Annotated in this window: 17 protein-coding genes; 13 read left to right on the forward strand and 4 right to left on the reverse strand. The window is 73.6% G+C overall.

What is annotated here, in order from left to right:
* Positions 1–67: 67 nt before the first annotated feature.
* From ABD268_RS14540 to ABD268_RS14550, 3 genes are read left to right on the forward strand one after another with little or no spacing between them, the layout of a single operon-like run.
* Complete coding sequence (locus ABD268_RS14540) at positions 68–613, forward strand: RNA polymerase sigma factor (protein WP_344153524.1); 546 nt, start codon at positions 68–70, stop codon at positions 611–613.
* On the forward strand, positions 610–1,338 hold the full coding sequence (locus ABD268_RS14545) for an anti-sigma factor (protein WP_344153527.1): 729 nt from the start codon (positions 610–612) through the stop codon (positions 1,336–1,338). The genes ABD268_RS14540 and ABD268_RS14545 overlap by 4 nt, the downstream gene beginning before the upstream one ends.
* A 33-nt stretch (positions 1,339–1,371) precedes the next feature.
* Positions 1,372–2,010 (forward strand): fasciclin domain-containing protein, encoded by a 639-nt coding sequence (locus ABD268_RS14550; RefSeq protein ID WP_344153530.1) that lies wholly within the window; start codon positions 1,372–1,374, stop codon positions 2,008–2,010.
* 21 nt (positions 2,011–2,031) lie between these two features.
* Here the strand turns inward: ABD268_RS14550 and ABD268_RS14555 are convergent, their stop codons facing one another.
* Entirely contained in the window at positions 2,032–3,042 is a 1,011-nt protein-coding gene (locus ABD268_RS14555; RefSeq protein ID WP_344153533.1) for a cation diffusion facilitator family transporter, read from the reverse strand.
* A gap of 95 nt (positions 3,043–3,137) precedes the next feature.
* Between ABD268_RS14555 and ABD268_RS14560 the strand changes: the two genes are divergently transcribed.
* Entirely contained in the window at positions 3,138–4,064 is a 927-nt protein-coding gene (locus ABD268_RS14560; RefSeq protein WP_344153536.1) for an SGNH/GDSL hydrolase family protein, read from the forward strand.
* Here the strand turns inward: ABD268_RS14560 and ABD268_RS14565 are convergent, their stop codons facing one another.
* Complete coding sequence (locus ABD268_RS14565; protein WP_344153539.1) at positions 4,065–5,249, reverse strand: MFS transporter; 1,185 nt, start codon at positions 5,247–5,249, stop codon at positions 4,065–4,067.
* A gap of 152 nt (positions 5,250–5,401) precedes the next feature.
* Between ABD268_RS14565 and ABD268_RS14570 the strand changes: the two genes are divergently transcribed.
* From ABD268_RS14570 to ABD268_RS14585, 4 genes are all read left to right on the forward strand, one after another.
* Entirely contained in the window at positions 5,402–5,836 is a 435-nt protein-coding gene (locus tag ABD268_RS14570) for a MarR family winged helix-turn-helix transcriptional regulator (protein ID WP_344153542.1), read from the forward strand.
* 44 nt (positions 5,837–5,880) lie between these two features.
* A complete protein-coding gene (locus ABD268_RS14575) occupies positions 5,881–6,024 on the forward strand; it encodes a hypothetical protein (RefSeq protein WP_344153545.1) in 144 nt (47 codons plus the stop codon).
* A gap of 269 nt (positions 6,025–6,293) precedes the next feature.
* Positions 6,294–6,701 (forward strand): YciI family protein, encoded by a 408-nt coding sequence (locus ABD268_RS14580; protein ID WP_344153548.1) that lies wholly within the window; start codon positions 6,294–6,296, stop codon positions 6,699–6,701.
* Positions 6,702–6,710: 9 nt separating this feature from the next.
* Positions 6,711–7,850 (forward strand): RNA polymerase sigma factor, encoded by a 1,140-nt coding sequence (locus ABD268_RS14585; RefSeq protein ID WP_344153551.1) that lies wholly within the window; start codon positions 6,711–6,713, stop codon positions 7,848–7,850.
* 41 nt (positions 7,851–7,891) lie between these two features.
* Here ABD268_RS14585 and ABD268_RS14590 read toward each other — a convergent pair whose 3' ends face one another.
* Complete coding sequence (locus tag ABD268_RS14590; protein WP_344153554.1) at positions 7,892–9,400, reverse strand: amidohydrolase; 1,509 nt, start codon at positions 9,398–9,400, stop codon at positions 7,892–7,894.
* Between the two features lie 134 nt (positions 9,401–9,534).
* Between ABD268_RS14590 and ABD268_RS14595 the strand changes: the two genes are divergently transcribed.
* Positions 9,535–10,176: a hypothetical protein gene (locus tag ABD268_RS14595; protein WP_344153557.1), complete on the forward strand. Its 642-nt coding sequence runs from the start codon at positions 9,535–9,537 to the stop codon at positions 10,174–10,176.
* 48 nt (positions 10,177–10,224) lie between these two features.
* On the opposite strand, the gene ABD268_RS14600 is transcribed toward ABD268_RS14595, so the two are convergent.
* Complete coding sequence (locus ABD268_RS14600) at positions 10,225–11,724, reverse strand: serine/threonine-protein kinase (protein WP_344154001.1); 1,500 nt, start codon at positions 11,722–11,724, stop codon at positions 10,225–10,227.
* A gap of 123 nt (positions 11,725–11,847) precedes the next feature.
* Here ABD268_RS14600 and ABD268_RS14605 point away from each other — a divergent pair, with 123 nt between their 5' ends.
* From ABD268_RS14605 to ABD268_RS14620, 4 genes are all read left to right on the forward strand, one after another.
* Positions 11,848–12,747, forward strand: coding sequence for an ABC transporter ATP-binding protein (locus ABD268_RS14605; protein ID WP_344153560.1), 900 nt, complete (start codon positions 11,848–11,850; stop codon positions 12,745–12,747).
* Positions 12,744–13,547: an ABC transporter permease gene (locus ABD268_RS14610; protein WP_344153563.1), complete on the forward strand. Its 804-nt coding sequence runs from the start codon at positions 12,744–12,746 to the stop codon at positions 13,545–13,547. The genes ABD268_RS14605 and ABD268_RS14610 overlap by 4 nt, the downstream gene beginning before the upstream one ends.
* A gap of 253 nt (positions 13,548–13,800) precedes the next feature.
* On the forward strand, positions 13,801–14,370 hold the full coding sequence (locus ABD268_RS14615; RefSeq protein ID WP_344153566.1) for an RNA polymerase sigma factor: 570 nt from the start codon (positions 13,801–13,803) through the stop codon (positions 14,368–14,370).
* Complete coding sequence (locus tag ABD268_RS14620; RefSeq protein WP_344153569.1) at positions 14,370–15,944, forward strand: M1 family metallopeptidase; 1,575 nt, start codon at positions 14,370–14,372, stop codon at positions 15,942–15,944. Before ABD268_RS14615 ends, ABD268_RS14620 begins: the two co-directional genes overlap by 1 nt.
* Positions 15,945–15,947: the final 3 nt, after the last annotated feature.

Genomic DNA, 15,947 nt, shown 5'->3' on the forward strand with positions numbered 1-15,947 from the left:
TTCAACAAGTTGTTGAAATGTTTGTGCAATTCGGCAACCGTTCCGGCCCCGCCGCCGAATCACCTGCATGGACAGCGGCGAGGCCATCGGGCTCCGACTCGCGCGACGCGAGGAGGCGGCGCTCGAGGACGCCTACGCGGCGTACGGTCCGAGCCTGCTCGCCTACCTGCGTCGGTACGTCGGCCCCGACGAGGCCGAGGACGTCCTGCAGCGGACCTTCCTCGACGTGTGGCGGCACTCGTCGCGCTACCAGCCCGCCCAGCGGTTCAGCACCTGGCTGTTCACCATCGCCCACCGGCGGGCCGTCGACGCCCTGCGCGCCCGGCGGCACCGGGTCGTGGACGTCGAGGCGGCCCGCGACCTGGTCGGCGAGGACGGCCGCGAGACGGCCGAGCGGTACGCCGAGGCCGCCGAGGTCCGCGCGGCGCTGGCCCGGCTCCCCGAGCACGAGCGCCAGGCCCTCGAGCTGACCTACTACGCAGGGCTCACCCAGCGTGAGATCGCCGCGCACCTCGGCGTACCGATCGGGACCGTCAAGGCCCGCACCTCACGGGCCACGCGCCGGCTCGGCGCCCTGGTGCGCGACGGGCTCCGCGAGGGAGGTGCGGCATGAGCGCCCACCCCGACCTGCTGGCGCTGCTGCGCGGAGAGCTGTCGAACCCGCTGGCCGCCGAGGCCGGCGACCACCTCGACGGCTGCCCCGGCTGCCGCACCGAGCTGGCCGAGCTGGCGACCGCGAACGCGATGCTCAGCCGGTCGGCGCGCACCCTCGCCGCCCGCCCACCGACCGTCGAGGCCGTCCCGGCGCTGCCGCCCCGCCCACCCTTCCGCGCGCGGCAGCGCCGGGCGCTCGGGTTGCCGCGGGCGCTCGGGTCGCCGCGGGCGCTGGGGCTGCTGGCCGCGGCGGCCACGGTCGTCGCGATCGCCGGAGCGACCACGTTCGTCACGCGGGGCCCGGGGGACCCGGGCCAGCCGCCCGGCCCGCAGCCGCAGGTCAGCGCCCCGCTCGACCCCGTCGAGGGGGCCGCCGGCGGCCGGGTCCTGATGACGACCGGACCCGCCGGCAGCACCGAGATGACGATCACCACCAGCGACCTGCCCCGGGCCCATCGCGGCGAGTTCTACGAGGCGTGGCTGCTCGACCCGGCCAGCCGCAAGATGCTCCCGCTCGGCCAGCTCGGCCCCAGTGGGCGGGCGTCGTTCGAGATCGACGACCGCCTGCTCGACCGCTACAGCGCCGTCGACGTCAGCCTCGAGGCCGACGACGGCGACCCCCAGCACTCCGTCACCTCGGTGCTGCGCGCGTCGTACGACGCGCAGCGCCCCACCACCTCGTGACAGCTCACCCACACCAACCAGAGAGGAACCACCATGAAGAAGCTCCGCACCACCGCCGCCCTCGCCGCCGTCCTGTCGCTGGGCCTGGGCGTCGCACCCGCGCACGCGGCCGACAACGACAAGGCGGCCAAGGCCGGCACCAAGAGCCTCGCCGCGGTCCTCGCCGCCGACGGCACCAAGCTCGACCACAACTGGCGCGACTTCGACATCGTCGAGAAGGCGGTCCTGACCGTGCTGGAGGCCAGGCCGGACAGCCCGGTCGGGGTGCTCACCCAGGGCAGCAAGCGGGTCACCGCGTTCATCCCGACCGACGCGGCCTTCCGGCGTCTCGTGACCGACCTGACCGGGAAGACGCCGAAGACCGAGAAGGCCACCTTCGCGGCCGTCGCGTCCGTCGCGGACGTGGACCTGCTCGAGACGATCCTGCTCTACCACGTCGTCCCGGGCGCCACGATCACCTCCGACCAGGCGGTCAAGGCCGACGGCGTGAAGCTGCGGACCGCCGAGGGCGGCGTGATCAGGGTGAACGTGCGCAAGCACGACATCCGGCTGAACGACCGCGACTTCGACGACCGCAACCCGAGGCTGATCACCGCGGCGCTGGACATCAACCGGGGCAACCGCCAGATCGCCCACGGCATCCACAAGGTGCTGCGGCCGAGCAACCTGTGAGGTTCAGCCTGGGATCCAGGCTCAGCGCTGCGGCACCTCGCAGTGCGTGAGCGCCGGGTCGTCGGGGTGCGCGAGGGTGAGGACGGCGTCCTCGATCAGGTCGTTGTCCTCCACCTCGCGCTCGACGGCGCGCAGCCGGCGGGCGAGGTCGGGCTCGGCGTCGTCGCCGGTCAGGTCGACCGCGGCGACGACGAAGAGCCGGCTCGGGCCCACCCACTCGACGTGCAGGTAGGTGACCTTGTCGATCGCCGGGTGCTTGCACAGGCCGGCCAGGACCCGGTCACGCATCTCGGCCGACCCCTCCCCGAGCAGGTAGTCCATGTTGCGCCGCATCAGGAAGACCGCGACGAAGGCCAGCAGCACGCCGACGGCCAGCGAGCCGATCGCGTCCCACACCGGGTCACCGGTGAGCTGGTGCATCGCGATGCCACCGCCGGCGAGCAGGATGCCGAGCAGCGCGGCGAAGTCCTCGAAGAACACCGCCCGCAGCGTCGGGTTGGAGGTGCGCTCGACGAACCGCAGCGGGTGCATCCCCCACCGCTTCGAGGCCCCGTGCACCTGCCGCGACGCCTGGAGGAACGACGAGCCCTCGAGCAGGAACGCGATGCCGAGGATGATGTAGTTGATCGTGTAGCTGGGCGTCTCCGGCTCGGCGAACAGCTCGCTGATGCCGTGCCAGATCGAGACCACCGCGCCGGCCGAGAAGAGCCCGAAGGCCGCCACCAGCGACCAGATGTAGGTCGCCCGGCCGTAGCCGCGCGGGTGCTGCTCGTCACGCGGCTTCTTGCCCATCTTCTCCGCGATCAGCAGGAAGATCTCGTTGCCGGTGTCCGCCCAGGAGTGCGCAGCCTCGGCCATCATCGAGGCCGAGCCGGTGAGGAACCCGGCCACGGTCTTCGCCGCGGCGAGCAGCCCGTTGGCCACGAGCGCGATGAGCACGGTGAGCGTGGACTCGCCGCCCTTGCCCTGGTCGTCGGGCACCTCGACCGACACCGGGGCGGCGCTGTCGTCTCTCACGTCCTGGGAAGTCACCCCACAGTCCTACCCGCCGGGGCGCCACCTCACGCCTCGGGGCGGGTCCCGACTTCTGGGTGCACACCCGTACCGTTCCCCCGCAGGAGGTGCCCATGACCCGCACGACCCGAGCCCTCGCCGCGGGGCTGCTGGCGCTGGCCCTCGGCGCCGCCGGCTGCTCGCAGGGCGACGAGGGGGTCCGGGCGGGCGTCGCGGAGCAGTCCGCGCCGACACCCGACGCCGACGTCCCGACCGCCACGGACGCCGGGCGGTACGCGCGCTACGTCGCGCTCGGCGACTCCTACACCGCCGCGCCGCTGGTGCCGGAGACCGACGTCACCAACGGGTGCCTGCGGTCGACCGACAACTACCCAGCCCTGGTCGCCGCCGCGCTGCCGGGCACCGAGCTGGTCGACGTCAGCTGCAGCGGCGCCGACTCGGGCTCGATGGTCGGGGTCCAGCGGACCGGCGACCAGCCGCAGCCGCCGCAGTTCGACGCCCTCACCGAGGAGACCGACCTGGTCACCGTCGGCATCGGCGGCAACGACTTCAACCTCTTCGCCACGCTGATCGGCACCTGCGTCCGGCTCCGGTCCTCCGACCCGCAGGGGGCGCCCTGCGAGGCGCAGTTCACCTCCGGCGGCACCGACCAGCTCGCCCGCGAGCTGCGGCAGATCCGGGGCCACGTCGCGGCGATCGTGACCGGCATCCGGGACCGCGCGCCGCACGCCCGGGTCGTGGTCGTCGGCTACCCCCAGATCCTCCCGGACCAGGGCTCGTGCCGCTCGCTGCTGCCCCTCGCCGCCGGCGACTACGCCTACGCCCGCCGGATCAACGAGGGCCTGGCCGCCGCGGTGGAGCGGGGCGCCGGCAAGGCCGACGCGTACGTCGACACGTTCGGTCCCAGCGCCGGCCACGACATCTGCGCCGACGACCCGTGGATCAACGGCCAGGCCACCGACCCGAACCGCGCCCTGGCCTTCCACCCCTTCGCGGCGGAGCAGAAGGCCGTGGCACGGCTGGTGCTGGACGCCCTCTAGCTAGGCCAGGAGCAGCTCCTCGGTCCGGTGCTGCCGGGCCGAGGTACGACGGGCGGCGCGCTCGGCGCCGACCAGGACGACCAGCGCGGCGAGCGCCAGCGAGGCACCCACCCAGAGCGGGGAGGTGTAGCCGAGCCCGGCGGTGATGGCCAGCCCACCGAGCCAGGCGCCCAGGGCGTTGCCGACGTTGAACGCCGCGATGTTGGCGCCGCTCGCCAGCGTCGGCGCCGCTCCGGCGTACGTCATGATCCGCATCTGCAGGCCGGGCACGGTCGCGAACCCGAAGGCGCCCATCAGCACCAGCGCCACGACGGTGGCGACCTGCGAGCCGGCGGTGAGCGCGAAGCCGACCATCACCACGGCGAGGCCCGCCAGCACCACGAGCAGCGTGCGAGGGACGTCCACGTCGGCCGCGCGGCCGCCGAGGAGGTTGCCCACGAAGAGGCCCGCACCGAAGAGCACGAGCAGCCAGGGCACCGCGCCGGCGGCGAAGCCGCTGACCTCGGTGAGCGTGTAGGCGATGTAGGTGAAGGCGCCGAACATGCCACCGAAGCCGAGCACGGTCATCACCAGCGACAGCCAGACCTGGCCGTGCCGGAACGCGCGCAGCTCGTGGCGCAGGTTGCCGGCGTCCTCGGCACGCGTGCCGGGGACCAGCACGGCGATGGCGGCGAACGCGGCGACGCCGATGGCGGTGATCGCCCAGAAGGTGGAGCGCCAGCCCAGCTGCTGGCCGAGCAGGGTGCCGAGCGGCACGCCGAGCACGTTGGCGATGGTGAGGCCCCCGAACATCAGGGCGATCGCGCCGGCCTTCCTCGCGGGCTCGACCAGGCTCGCCGCCACGACGGAGCCGATGCCGAAGAACGCGCCGTGGCACAGGGCCGCGACGATGCGGCCGGCCAGCATCACGGCGTACGTCGAGGCGACCGCCGAGAGCAGGTTGCCGACGATGAACAGCACCATCAGGCCGAGCAGCACCTGCTTGCGGGGCAGCCGGCTCACGCCGGCGGTGAGGCCGATCGCGCCGACCGCGACGCTGAGCGCGTAGCCCGAGATCAGCCAGCCGGCGGTGGCCTCGGAGACAGCGAAGTCGGCCGCCACCTCGGGGAGCAGGCCGGCGATGACGAACTCCGTCAGGCCGATGCCGAAGCCGCCGACGGCGAGGGCGAGCAGTCCGGGTCTCATGGGTCCACCTCCGAATCGTGCGCGGGGCGTTATCCCGCGCGTGCAACATCTGTGCTTGAGAGCGACGTTAGTTGCACACGCGGTCTATTGCAAAACGTTGCTACAATGGCCCTCGACACCACCGCAGGACAGCGCCGCACGCAGGAGACGACGTGGGAATCAGCGACGAGGCCGTCGAGGTCCGTGCCCAGGGCTGGCGCCGGCTGGCCGCCCTGCACCAGCTCATCGAGAGCCGCCTGGAGAAGGCGCTGCAGGCCGAGCACGGCCTCTCGGTCGTGGAGTTCACCGTGATGGACGCACTGTCGCGCCAGGACGGCTGGCACATGCGGATGGCCCAGCTCGGCCGCGCGGCCGGACTCTCCCCGAGCGCCTCGACCCGGCTCGTGAACCGGCTCGAGGAGCGCGGCCTGCTGACCCGGATCCTGTGCGCCGACGACCGGCGCGGGATCTACACCGAGCTGACGCCCGCCGGGCGCGCGGCGCTGGACCGGGCGCGGCCGGCGCACGACGCCGCACTCGAGGCGGCGCTGACCGAGGCCGAGAACACCCCCGAGCTGGCCGACCTGGTCAAGGCCGTCACGGGTTGAGGCCCGGGCCTCATGAGGCCACGGCATGCGGGTACGGACCCGTCATGACGACAGCTCCCACCGAACCCACCCCGGACCCCGACGTCGTCCCCAGCGGCGACCCCGACACCATGCCCGCGCCCGAGCCGATGCCCGGCGAGGACCCCGGCACCACGCCCGACGTCGAACCCGCACCCGACCCCTTCTGAGCCTGGCTCCACCGATGGCCGCCGTCGCGAGCGTCACCAGACGGGTGCGCTGGCAAGGCGCCGGGGCGAAGGCAGACTGGACGTCTTTCGAGCCTCGGCAACGCAGCCAGCGTGCCCGGATGGTGGCGCGCAGCAGGCGGAGAGCGGTGGATTCAGGCAGAGACCGAGTCCGAGAAAAGTCGGCCGGTCATGTCGAGAACCCGTGACCGGCTCCGTCCCCGGTGTGAACGCGACCACAATGGGTCGCACCAGCACCGAGGAGCACCACCATGACCAAGTACCTGTTGCTCAAGCACTACCGCGGCGCCCCGGCTGCGGTGAACGACGTCCCGATGGACCGGTGGACGCCGGAGGAGATCTCGGCCCACATGCGGTACATGCACGACTTCGCGGCCCGGCTCGAGGGGAGCGGCGAGCTCGTCGACGGCCAGGCGCTCGCCCCCGAGGGGACGTTCGTCCGGTACGACGGCGAGGGTCGCCCGCCGGTCACCGACGGCCCGTTCGCCGAGACCAAGGACCTCATCGCCGGCTGGATGGTGATCGACGTCGACAGCTACGAGCGCGCCGTGGCGCTGGCCGGTGAGCTGTCCGCGGCCCCCGGAGCGGGCGGCAAGCCGATCCACGAGTGGCTCGAGCTGCGTCCGTTCCTGACCGAGCCGCCCACCATCACGGACTGACCGCCTCCCGTGGACGAGCAGCTCCTGCGGAGCCTGACGCCGGGCGTGCTCGGGATCCTCGTCCGCCGCGGAGCCGACTTCGCGGCGGCCGAGGACGCCGTGCAGGACGCGCTGCTCGAGGCGCTCCGCGTCTGGCCGACCGAGCCGCCGCGTGACCCGAAGGGCTGGCTGGTCACCGTGGCCTGGCGCCGGTTCCTCGACGCCACTCGGGCGGAGTCCGCCCGCCGCCGGCGCGAGGACCTCGTCGACGAGGAGCCGGCGCCCGGGCCCGCCCCCGCGGTGGACGACACGCTCCGGCTCTACTTCCTGTGTGCCCACCCGTCGCTGACCCCGTCGTCAGCGGTCGCGCTGACGCTGCGTGCCGTCGGCGGGCTGACCACCCGCCAGATCGCCCAGGCCTACCTGGTGCCGGAGGCGACCATGGCGCAGCGCATCAGCCGGGCCAAGCGGACCGTCGCCGGCGTGCGGTTCGACCAGCCCGGGGACGTCGGCACCGTGCTCCGCGTCCTCTACCTGGTCTTCAACGAGGGCTACTCCGGCGACGTCGACCTCGCCGCCGAGGCGATCCGGCTCACCCGGCAGCTCGCGGCCCGGATCGACCACCCCGAGGTGGCGGGGCTGCTCGCCCTGATGCTGCTCCACCACGCCCGGCGTGCCGCCCGGATCGCGCCCGGCGGCAGCCTGGTGCCGCTCGCCGAGCAGGACCGGGACCGCTGGGACACCGGGCTGATCACCGAGGGCATCGAGGTCCTGCAGACGGCCATCGCCCGCGACCGGCTGGGCGAGTTCCAGGCCCAGGCCGCCATCGCGGCACTCCACGCGGACGCCCCCACCACCGAGGAGACCGACTGGGTCCAGATCGTCGAGTGGTACGACGAGCTCGCCCGCCTCACCGACAGCCCGGTCGTCCGGCTCAACCGCGCGGTGGCGGTCGGGGAGGCCGACGGCCCGCGCGCCGGGCTGGCCGCACTCGCGAAGGTGGACGACTCACTGCCCCGCCACGCCGCGGTGGCGGCGTACCTCCACGAGCGCGACGGCGACCTGGCGACGGCGGCCCGGCTGTACGCCGAGGCGGCCCGGCAGGCACCGAACCTCGCCGAGCGCGACCACCTGACGCGCCAGGCTGCGCGGCTCAACGCGCGCAGGTGACGCCGGGCGGGTGGCGGCCGGGCCCGCTGCCGTCCCGCTAGCTAGCGGACGTCGTGCACCGCGGTGCCGTCGACGAAGGTGGCGGCCACCGGCATGGTGCGCAGCAGCTCGGCCGTGGCCGCGGAGTCGCCGCTCTCCTCCAGCGGGTCGCGGTCGAGCAGCACCAGGTCGCCACGGGAGCCCGGCTGCACCATCGGCTGCCCGTCGACGGAGGCGGCCAGCGCCTCGCGCGGGGTGAGCGACTGCGCGGGGTGCCAGGGCGCGCGCTCGTCCCCACTGCGGTGCACGGCGGCCGCGATCGCGAGCCACGGGTCCAGAGCGGAGACCGGGGCGTCCGACCCCATCGCGAGCTCCACGCCGTCGTCGAGCATCCAGCGGAACGCGAAGCAGCGCTCCGAGCGGTCGCCCCAGATCTTCTCGGTCAGGTCGCGGTCGTCGAGCAGGTGCGCGGGCTGGATGCTGGCGCGGATGCCGAGCTCGGCCATCCGCTTCACGTCGTCACGGCCGACCATCTGGGCGTGCTCGATCGAGCCGCGGGCGCCGGTGGCGGCGTACGACGCGAGTGCCTCCGCCACCGCGGCGTCGCCGATGGCGTGGGTCGCGACCTCGAGGCCCGACTCGTGCGCACGGGCCAGCAGCACGCGGAGCTCGTCGCCGGAGAGGTTGGGCTGGCCGGAGGGGTACTCGAGGCGGTGCGCGTCGGCGTACGGCTCGCAGCACCACGCGGTGCGGGTGTTGAGCGAGCCGTCGCTGATGATCTTGAGCGGGCCCATGGTGGCCCGGCCGCCGCAACCCGGGAGGGCGTGGCCGGTGCGCAGGCCCGCGGCGATGACCTCCTCGAGGGTGTCGGCGTAGGTCGCCATCCGGATCTTCAGCAGGTCGGCGCCCGCCGCCCAGCGCTCGGCCCACTCCCGGGCGCCGCCGCTGAACTCGAAGTCCACGATCCCGACGATGCCCATCGACGCGGCGTGCTCGAGGGTGCGCCGGTAGGCCTCGGGCGAGGTGCCGTCGTCGCCGACGAGCGTGGAGAGGCGGGCGTACGCCGCGAACCACTCGGCCTCACGCACGACCGAGTCGCGCACCGGCATCGCCAGGTGCATCAGCGCGGTGGTGTTGAGCCAGGCGTGGTGCCCGTCGCCGCTGATCAGGACGACCGGGGTGTCGCCGGAGACCACGTCGAGCTCGGAGACCGTGACGTCGCGGTCCCAGCCGCCGGAGCGGTGGCCCCACCCGATGACCGGGTGGTCCGGCCACTCGGCGATCCGCTCGGCGACGGCCCGGGTCACGTCCTCCGGCGACCGGGCGCCGCCGAGGTCGAGGCGCTGCGAGGCGAGCGTCCACTGGGCCAGGTGCACGTGCTGGTCCCACATCCCCGGGATCAGCCACCGGCCCTCGGCGTCGCTCTCCTCGACGCCGTCCGGCCGGGCGAGCGCGGGGCCGACGGCGCTGACCACGCCCCGCTCGACGTGGAGGTAGAGCGGGCGGTCGGGGGCCTCCTCACCCGGTGCGAGCGGGACGAGGCGGGCATCGCGGATCAGGTGGCTCGTCACGGTCGGCAACGCTAACGCCGGGCTGGTGGGAGACAAGCGACGGGTGGGCGTGCTCCCGACGTGGACGAGGCGACGGCTCGGCGTACCCAGCGCGCCAACGAACGACGGGCCGGCGTGGGGCTACGGTTCTCGGCATGGGGATGCGGGGACTCGGGGCTGCGGTGGCGCTCGCGCTGCTCGGGGTGGCCGGGGGGTTCGCCGCGGCGCACCTGCTCCGCGAGGAGCCGCTGACCATGGCCCAGGCCGCGCCCGTGCCCGCCTCGAGCCCGTCGATCCCGGTCGACCCGGTCCGCGACTTCGCCCCGGACATCGGCTACCCGCCGCTGCAGCCGAGCCTGTCCTACCGCCGGCACACGCTGGGCGACGCCCCCTTCGAGTGGGTGTACGCCGCGCCGAAGGGCTGGGTGCCCACCGAGGAGGCGCTCGACGAGATCCGGTGGCGACCGGCGGGCGAGCCCACGGTGGGGGGCTACAGCCTGCGCGTGAAGCTCTCGAACGAGCACAAGTCCAAGGAGGCGATGGTCGCGCAGAAGCTGGCGGCGATGCAGGCGGGCTACGAGGACGTGGAGATCCGCGGCCAGACCCAGGACCTGCTGTCGTTCAGCTACCGCGACCCGACGACGGACCGGAAGCGGTTCAACACCTTCCGCTGGTTCGGCATCGCCGGGGAGACCGAGGCGAAGTTCGAGATGTCCGTGGTCGGGCGCGAGGTCGACCGGGCCGGGCTGGAGGACCTGATGGAGCAGGTGTCCCAGAGCATCGGCAACGTGCAGTGACCAGCGACGTGGCCTGAGCAGACCTCCCGTGGGCAGCGTGCCCGCGAGTCAGATGCCGTGGGTCCGGACGGCGTCCAGCACCGAGTTGGCGGTGGCGCGGTCGGCGCTGCGGACCTGCACCCACAGCAACCGGTTCTCGGCCACCTGCACGACCCGCTCGACGGTGACCCCGCCGGGACAGGATCCGTAGACGACCGTGACCGACGCGTTGCCGTCGACGGTGTCCTCCACCGGCTCCTGCGCCTCGGCGCACTCGGGGTGCCGGGGCACCTGGGCGGGGAGCTGCGTACCGGGCAGGATGCCGAGGAAGACCCCCTGCCCCGCCGTGCCGGCGGCGTTCCAGTGCCGGGAGGTGCCGACCGACAGCGCCGGGTAGACCGCCGCGGACGCCGGGTCCTGGTCGTTCGGCGGCGTCCAGCCGTCCGCGGCGACCGCCCGGTCCCAGTCGCCGGGCACGGTCACCGACAGGTTGCCCTGGGCGTCGCTGACCGTTGCCTCCCGGCCGGTCCGCCGCTCGGCGAGGTAGCCGGCGGCGAGGCCCACGGCCAGCGCGACCAGGCCGACCGCCACACCCACCGCCCGCCGCCGGCCGCGGCGGGGCGGCACCGGCGCGGCAAGGTCCCGGGACGGCGTCCGCGGCGACGGGGCCGCCCCCGGCCGGGTGAGCTGCGGGTCCGTGGACAGCCACGGCGCCGGGGCCGGGGTCGGGGTCGCGGACCGGTCGTCGAGCGCCGCCGCCAGGGCCTCGACGAACACACTCACGTCGGGCCAGCGGTCCTCCCGGTCAGGCGCCAGGCCGCGGGCCACCACGGCCTCCACGTCGGCCGGGAACTGCCGGTCGGGGGTGGACAGCGGGGCCGGGGGCCCGGGGCTGGCGGCCGCCGCCAGCGAGGCGTGGGCGTACGCCGGGCGGCCGGCGAGCAGCAGGTAGGCCAGCGAGGCGAGCGAGTACTGGTCGGCCCGCGCGTCCAGCCCCTCGCCCTGGGCCTGCTCGGGGGCGACGTAGGAGGGGGTGCCGGCGATCATGGTCAGCCGCGAGGACATGTCCAGCGCCTTGCCGAGCCCGAGGTCCCCGACCATGGCCCGGACCTCGCCGGCCCCGGCGGCCCCGGTCGCCGGGTCGACGGTCCGGAACAGCACGTTGGCCGGCTTCACGTCGCGGTGCAGGATGCCGCGCTGGTGGAGCGCCTGGAGCCCGGCGCCGACCTGGCGGACCACCTCCAGCGCCTGCCCCGGGGTGAGCCCCTCGACCTCGAGCCGGTCGGCCAGCGTCCCCTGGTCGGCGTACGACATCACCAGGTAGGGCCGGCCGTCGTCGAGCTCGCCGGCGTCGTAGACCGAGACGACGTGCGGGGACTCCACCTTGCGCAGGTAGCGCCCCTCCTCGAGGAACCGCTGGCGGACGTGGTGGTCCTCGGTCCAGTTGTCGGCCAGCACCTTCACCGCGACCGGCGAGTCCAGCTGCTCGTCGTAGGCCAGCCAGACGGTGGCGAAGCCCCCCGACCCGATGCGTCGGCGCACGGCGTAGCGGCCGAGGCGGGAGGGCATGGACACCCCCGCATTATGGGCCCCTCGGGGTCGACCCCGAGGGAGGTCAGGGTCGGAGTCCGGGGTCGCGCTCAGCGGCTTCCCCGATGCGCGGACCGGCCTCCCGGGGCGAGGCTTCTTCGCATGATCACAGTGCACGCCCTCACCAGGAAGTACGGCGACTTCACCGCCGTCGACGACGTCTCCTTCACCGCACAGCCCGGTCGGGTGACCGGGTTCCTCGGCCCGAACGGCGCCGGCAAGTCCACCACCATGCGGGTCCTGGTCGGGCTCACGCCCCCCACGTCCGGGACCGCCGAGGTGTGCGGGCGCCGGTTCGCCGACCTCCCCAACCCGGGGCTGACGGCCGGCGTGCTGCTGGACGCCTCCGCGCAGCACGCGGGCCGGACCGGGCGCGAGATCCTGACCGTCGCCGCCCGGACCATGGGCCTGCCGGCCACCCGGGTCGACGAGATCCTCGAGCTGGTCAGCCTGACCCCGGAGGAGGCCGGGCGCCGGGTGCGCCACTACTCCCTCGGCATGCGGCAGCGGCTCGGCATCGCCACCGCGCTGCTCGGCGAGCCGGAGGTCCTGATCCTCGACGAGCCCGCCAACGGGCTCGACCCGGCCGGCATCCGCTGGATGCGCGACCTGCTGCGCGGGTACGCCGACCGCGGCGCCACCGTGCTGCTCTCCTCGCACCTGCTGCACGAGATCGAGGTCATCGCCGACGACCTGGTCGTCATCGGGCGTGGCCGGATCGTGGCGCAGGGCACCAAGGCCGAGCTGCTCGAGGCCGCCGGCACCGTGGTCCGCTCCTCCGAGCGCGACCGGCTGGCCGTGGCGCTGTCCGCGTCCGGCATCCACCACACCCCCACCGACGACGACACGCTGCGCACCGAGGCCGACCCCGAGCTGGTCGGCAGGGTCGCCCTGCAGGCCGGCATCGCGCTGCACGAGCTGCGCCCAGCCGACGGGGCCGGCCTGGAGGAGATGTTCCTCGAGCTCACCGCCGACACCCAGAGAGAAGGACTTGTCGCATGACCACCATGACCCTCACCGAGGCGCGGCCCGTCACCCGGCGTACCGCACCCGCGCCGATCCCGCTCTCCCGGCTGGTGGCCGTGGAGGCCCGCAAGTCGTTCGACACCCGGTCGGGCTTCTGGCTGCTGACCAGCATCGGCATCACCGCGCTGCTCGCGACGACCGCCGTGGTGCTGTGGGCGCCCGACTCGGAGCTGACCTACGACAGCTTCGCCGCCGCGATCGGCTTCCCGATGGCGGTGATCCTGCCGATGGTCGCGATCCTCTCGGTCACCAGCGAGTGGAGCCAGCGCAGCGGGCTCACGACGTTCACGCTGGTCCCGCACCGCGGGCGCGTGGTCGCCGCCAAGGCGATCGTGGCGGTGACGATCGCGGTCGTCTCGATGGTCGTGGCCATGGTGATCGGCGCGCTGGGCAACATCGTCGGCTCCACCATCGCGGGCGTGGACACCGTCTGGGACGACGGCCCGCTGCACCTGTCCACCATCGTGCTGGGCAACGTGCTCGGCCTGCTGATGGGGTTCATGCTCGGGGTGCTGATCCGGAACTCGCCGGGCGCGATCGTGACCTACTTCGTCTGGTCGTTCGTGCTGCCGACGCTGGCCGCGCTGCTGGCGACCAGCCAGGGGTGGTTCCGGGACCTGCAGCCGTGGGTGGACTTCAACTACGCGCAGGGATTCCTGTTCAACGGCGGCGTGACCGGGGAGCAGTGGGCCCAGGTGGGCGTGACCAGCCTGGTCTGGCTGGTCGTCCCGCTCGCGATCGGGCTCCGGCTGGTGCTCCGCTCCGAGGTCAAGTAGCCGCATCCCCTCCCCCGCAGAACTGCCAGCGCACCGGACGCCGTCCGGTGCGCTGGTCCAGAGTGCGTCTCTCGGGTCGGTGCCGTCGCGAGCAGGATTTCGCGCCGTATCTGGCAAGGCGGAGGCGCGAAGGCGGGACGGAGTCCCGACGAGCCGCCGACAACGCCGCCAGATCGGATGCGAAAGCCGGCGCAGCAGGTTCCGACCCGAGACGTGCTCTAGTCTCCACGCAACGGGGAAGGGAACAAGGGGCATGACTGGCGAGACGAGCGTGGACGCGCGCACACCGGACGAGATCGACGAGCTGGCGCGACGGGCCCGGGACGGCGACCGCGAGGCGATGGAGCTGCTGCTCGGGGCGGTCCGGCCCCGGGCGCTGAACGTGTGCCGCGGCGTGCTGCCCCACACCCCCGACGCGGAGGACGCCTGCCAGGAGGCGCTGCTCAACATCGCCAACAAGATCGGCTCCTGGGGCGGGCGTGGCCGGTTCACCACGTGGATGCACGTGGTGGCGGTCAACTCCGCCCGCACGACCTACCGCCGGATGAAGAACCAGGCGGTCGCCAGCGACGTGCTGCCGCTGGAGAAACCCGACCCGCGCACCACCAGCGTCATCGCCGGCACCCGCCTCGACCTGCTCGAGGCGATGGAGAGCATCGAGCGCGACCACCCCCAGTTCGTGGAGCCGCTGCTGCTCCGCGACGTCTACGGGATGTCCTACGAGGAGATCGCCGAGCAGGTCGGCGCACCGCTCGGCACGGTCAAGGCGCAGATCCACCACGGCCGCAAGCTCGCGCGCCCGCTGCTGCGGGCCGGGGACTGATGCGTGCCCCCCGCGCTCGGCTCGCCGCGGCGACCCTGGCCGCCGGGTCGCTGCTGCTCTCCGGCTGCACCTCGGGGTCCGAGGACTCGATCCCGCCGCCGCAGCGCAGCACCCGGGCCACGACGGCCGCCGACGCCGGCACCGTGCAGCCGGCGAGCGACCCTCACGAGGTCGACACCGACGACCCGAGCCTGGGCGCCGCGCTGAGCACCCCCGTCGAGGACCGGGTCTACCCGCAGGTCGGGGACCCCGGCGTCGACGCCCTGCACTACGACCTCGACCTGGCCTGGACGCCGGGCTCGCAGACCCTCACGGCCGTGGAGAAGCTGGTCTTCCGGGCAACCTCCGACGCCGAGGAGTTCCGGCTCGACCTGGGCCAGGCGCTGCACGTCTCGTCGGTGGCCGTCGACGGCGACGACGCGTCGTACGACCACGAGGGCAAGGACCTCGTCGTGCACGCACCGGTCACGGCCGACCGGCGGTACACGCTCGTCCTCAAGTACGCCGGCAGCCCGCGGCCGGTCTCCGCGCCCACCACCCGCTCCGACTTCAGCACGCTGGGCTGGACGGTCACCGACGACGGCGGGGTGTGGACGATGCAGGAGCCGTTCGGCGCCTACTCGTGGTACGCCGTCAACGACCAGCCGTCGGACAAGGCGCTCTACGACTTCACGATCTCCGTCCCCTCCCCGATGGTCGGCGTCGCCAACGGCACCCTCGAGTCGCGGGAGGAGACCGGCGGGACCACGGTCACCCGCTGGCACCTCGACGAGCCGGCGGCGTCGTACCTCACCACGATCGCGATCGACGAGCTCCGGATGGTCCGGGACCGCTCGGCGAGCGGTGTGCCCGTCACGTACTGGGTCCCCGGCGACCGGCCCCGGCTGGTCCGCGGGCTGCGACCGGCGGCCGACGAGCTGGACTGGATCGAGGACAGGCTCGGGCCCTACCCGTTCTCCTCGCTGGGCGTGGTGCTCGTCGACTCGCGCAGCGGCATGGAGACCCAGACCATGATCACGCTCGGGATGACCGACTACACCACCTCGCCGGAGGTGATCGTCCACGAGATGGTGCACCAGTGGTACGGCGACGAGGTCACCCCGTCGGACTGGCGCGACCTGTGGATGAGCGAGGGCATGGCGCTCTACCTGCAGGGGCTGTGGCAGGCGGAGCACGACGGGTTCGCCGTGCGGGACCTGATGCGGCGCTGGGCCGACGCCGAGCCGCAGATGCGCCGCGAGTCCGGCCCGGCGGCCGACTACGACCCCGCGACCTTCGGCGAGGGCAACGTCTACTACAGCCCGGCGCTGATGTGGGACGAGCTGCGCAAACGGGTCGGTGACGAGACGTTCTGGTCCGTGGTCCGCGCGTGGCCGAAGGCCCACGAGGACGCCAATGCGTCGTACGACGACCTGGTGTCGTTCTGGTCGCAGCGGACCGGCCGCGACCTGGCGCCGTTCTTCGACGCCTGGCTGCTCGGGAAGACCTCTCCCCCACCACCTGACGCCGACCCGTCGCTCGTTCCGCCGACGGCGAACAGCCTTGCCCGGATGACCCGCCCCGGGGTCGGGTGAACC

The sequence above is a fragment of the Nocardioides koreensis genome (assembly GCF_039531775.1).
Classification (GTDB): domain Bacteria; phylum Actinomycetota; class Actinomycetes; order Propionibacteriales; family Nocardioidaceae; genus Nocardioides; species Nocardioides koreensis.

Excerpts from the sequence above, each read along its gene's own strand:
- ABD268_RS14540 (WP_344153524.1), top strand. The coding sequence starts at position 68 with ATGGACAGCGGCGAGGCCATCGGGCTCCGACTCGCGCGACGCGAGGAG.
- ABD268_RS14545 (WP_344153527.1), top strand. The coding sequence starts at position 610 with ATGAGCGCCCACCCCGACCTGCTGGCGCTGCTGCGCGGAGAGCTGTCG.
- ABD268_RS14550 (WP_344153530.1), top strand. The coding sequence starts at position 1,372 with ATGAAGAAGCTCCGCACCACCGCCGCCCTCGCCGCCGTCCTGTCGCTG.
- ABD268_RS14560 (WP_344153536.1), top strand. The coding sequence starts at position 3,138 with ATGACCCGCACGACCCGAGCCCTCGCCGCGGGGCTGCTGGCGCTGGCC.
- ABD268_RS14565 (WP_344153539.1), bottom strand. The coding sequence starts at position 5,249 with ATGAGACCCGGACTGCTCGCCCTCGCCGTCGGCGGCTTCGGCATCGGC.
- ABD268_RS14575 (WP_344153545.1), top strand. The coding sequence starts at position 5,881 with ATGACGACAGCTCCCACCGAACCCACCCCGGACCCCGACGTCGTCCCC.
- ABD268_RS14580 (WP_344153548.1), top strand. The coding sequence starts at position 6,294 with ATGACCAAGTACCTGTTGCTCAAGCACTACCGCGGCGCCCCGGCTGCG.
- ABD268_RS14595 (WP_344153557.1), top strand. The coding sequence starts at position 9,535 with ATGGGGATGCGGGGACTCGGGGCTGCGGTGGCGCTCGCGCTGCTCGGG.
- ABD268_RS14600 (WP_344154001.1), bottom strand. The coding sequence starts at position 11,724 with ATGCCCTCCCGCCTCGGCCGCTACGCCGTGCGCCGACGCATCGGGTCG.
- ABD268_RS14605 (WP_344153560.1), top strand. The coding sequence starts at position 11,848 with ATGATCACAGTGCACGCCCTCACCAGGAAGTACGGCGACTTCACCGCC.
- ABD268_RS14610 (WP_344153563.1), top strand. The coding sequence starts at position 12,744 with ATGACCACCATGACCCTCACCGAGGCGCGGCCCGTCACCCGGCGTACC.
- ABD268_RS14615 (WP_344153566.1), top strand. The coding sequence starts at position 13,801 with ATGACTGGCGAGACGAGCGTGGACGCGCGCACACCGGACGAGATCGAC.
- ABD268_RS14620 (WP_344153569.1), top strand. The coding sequence starts at position 14,370 with ATGCGTGCCCCCCGCGCTCGGCTCGCCGCGGCGACCCTGGCCGCCGGG.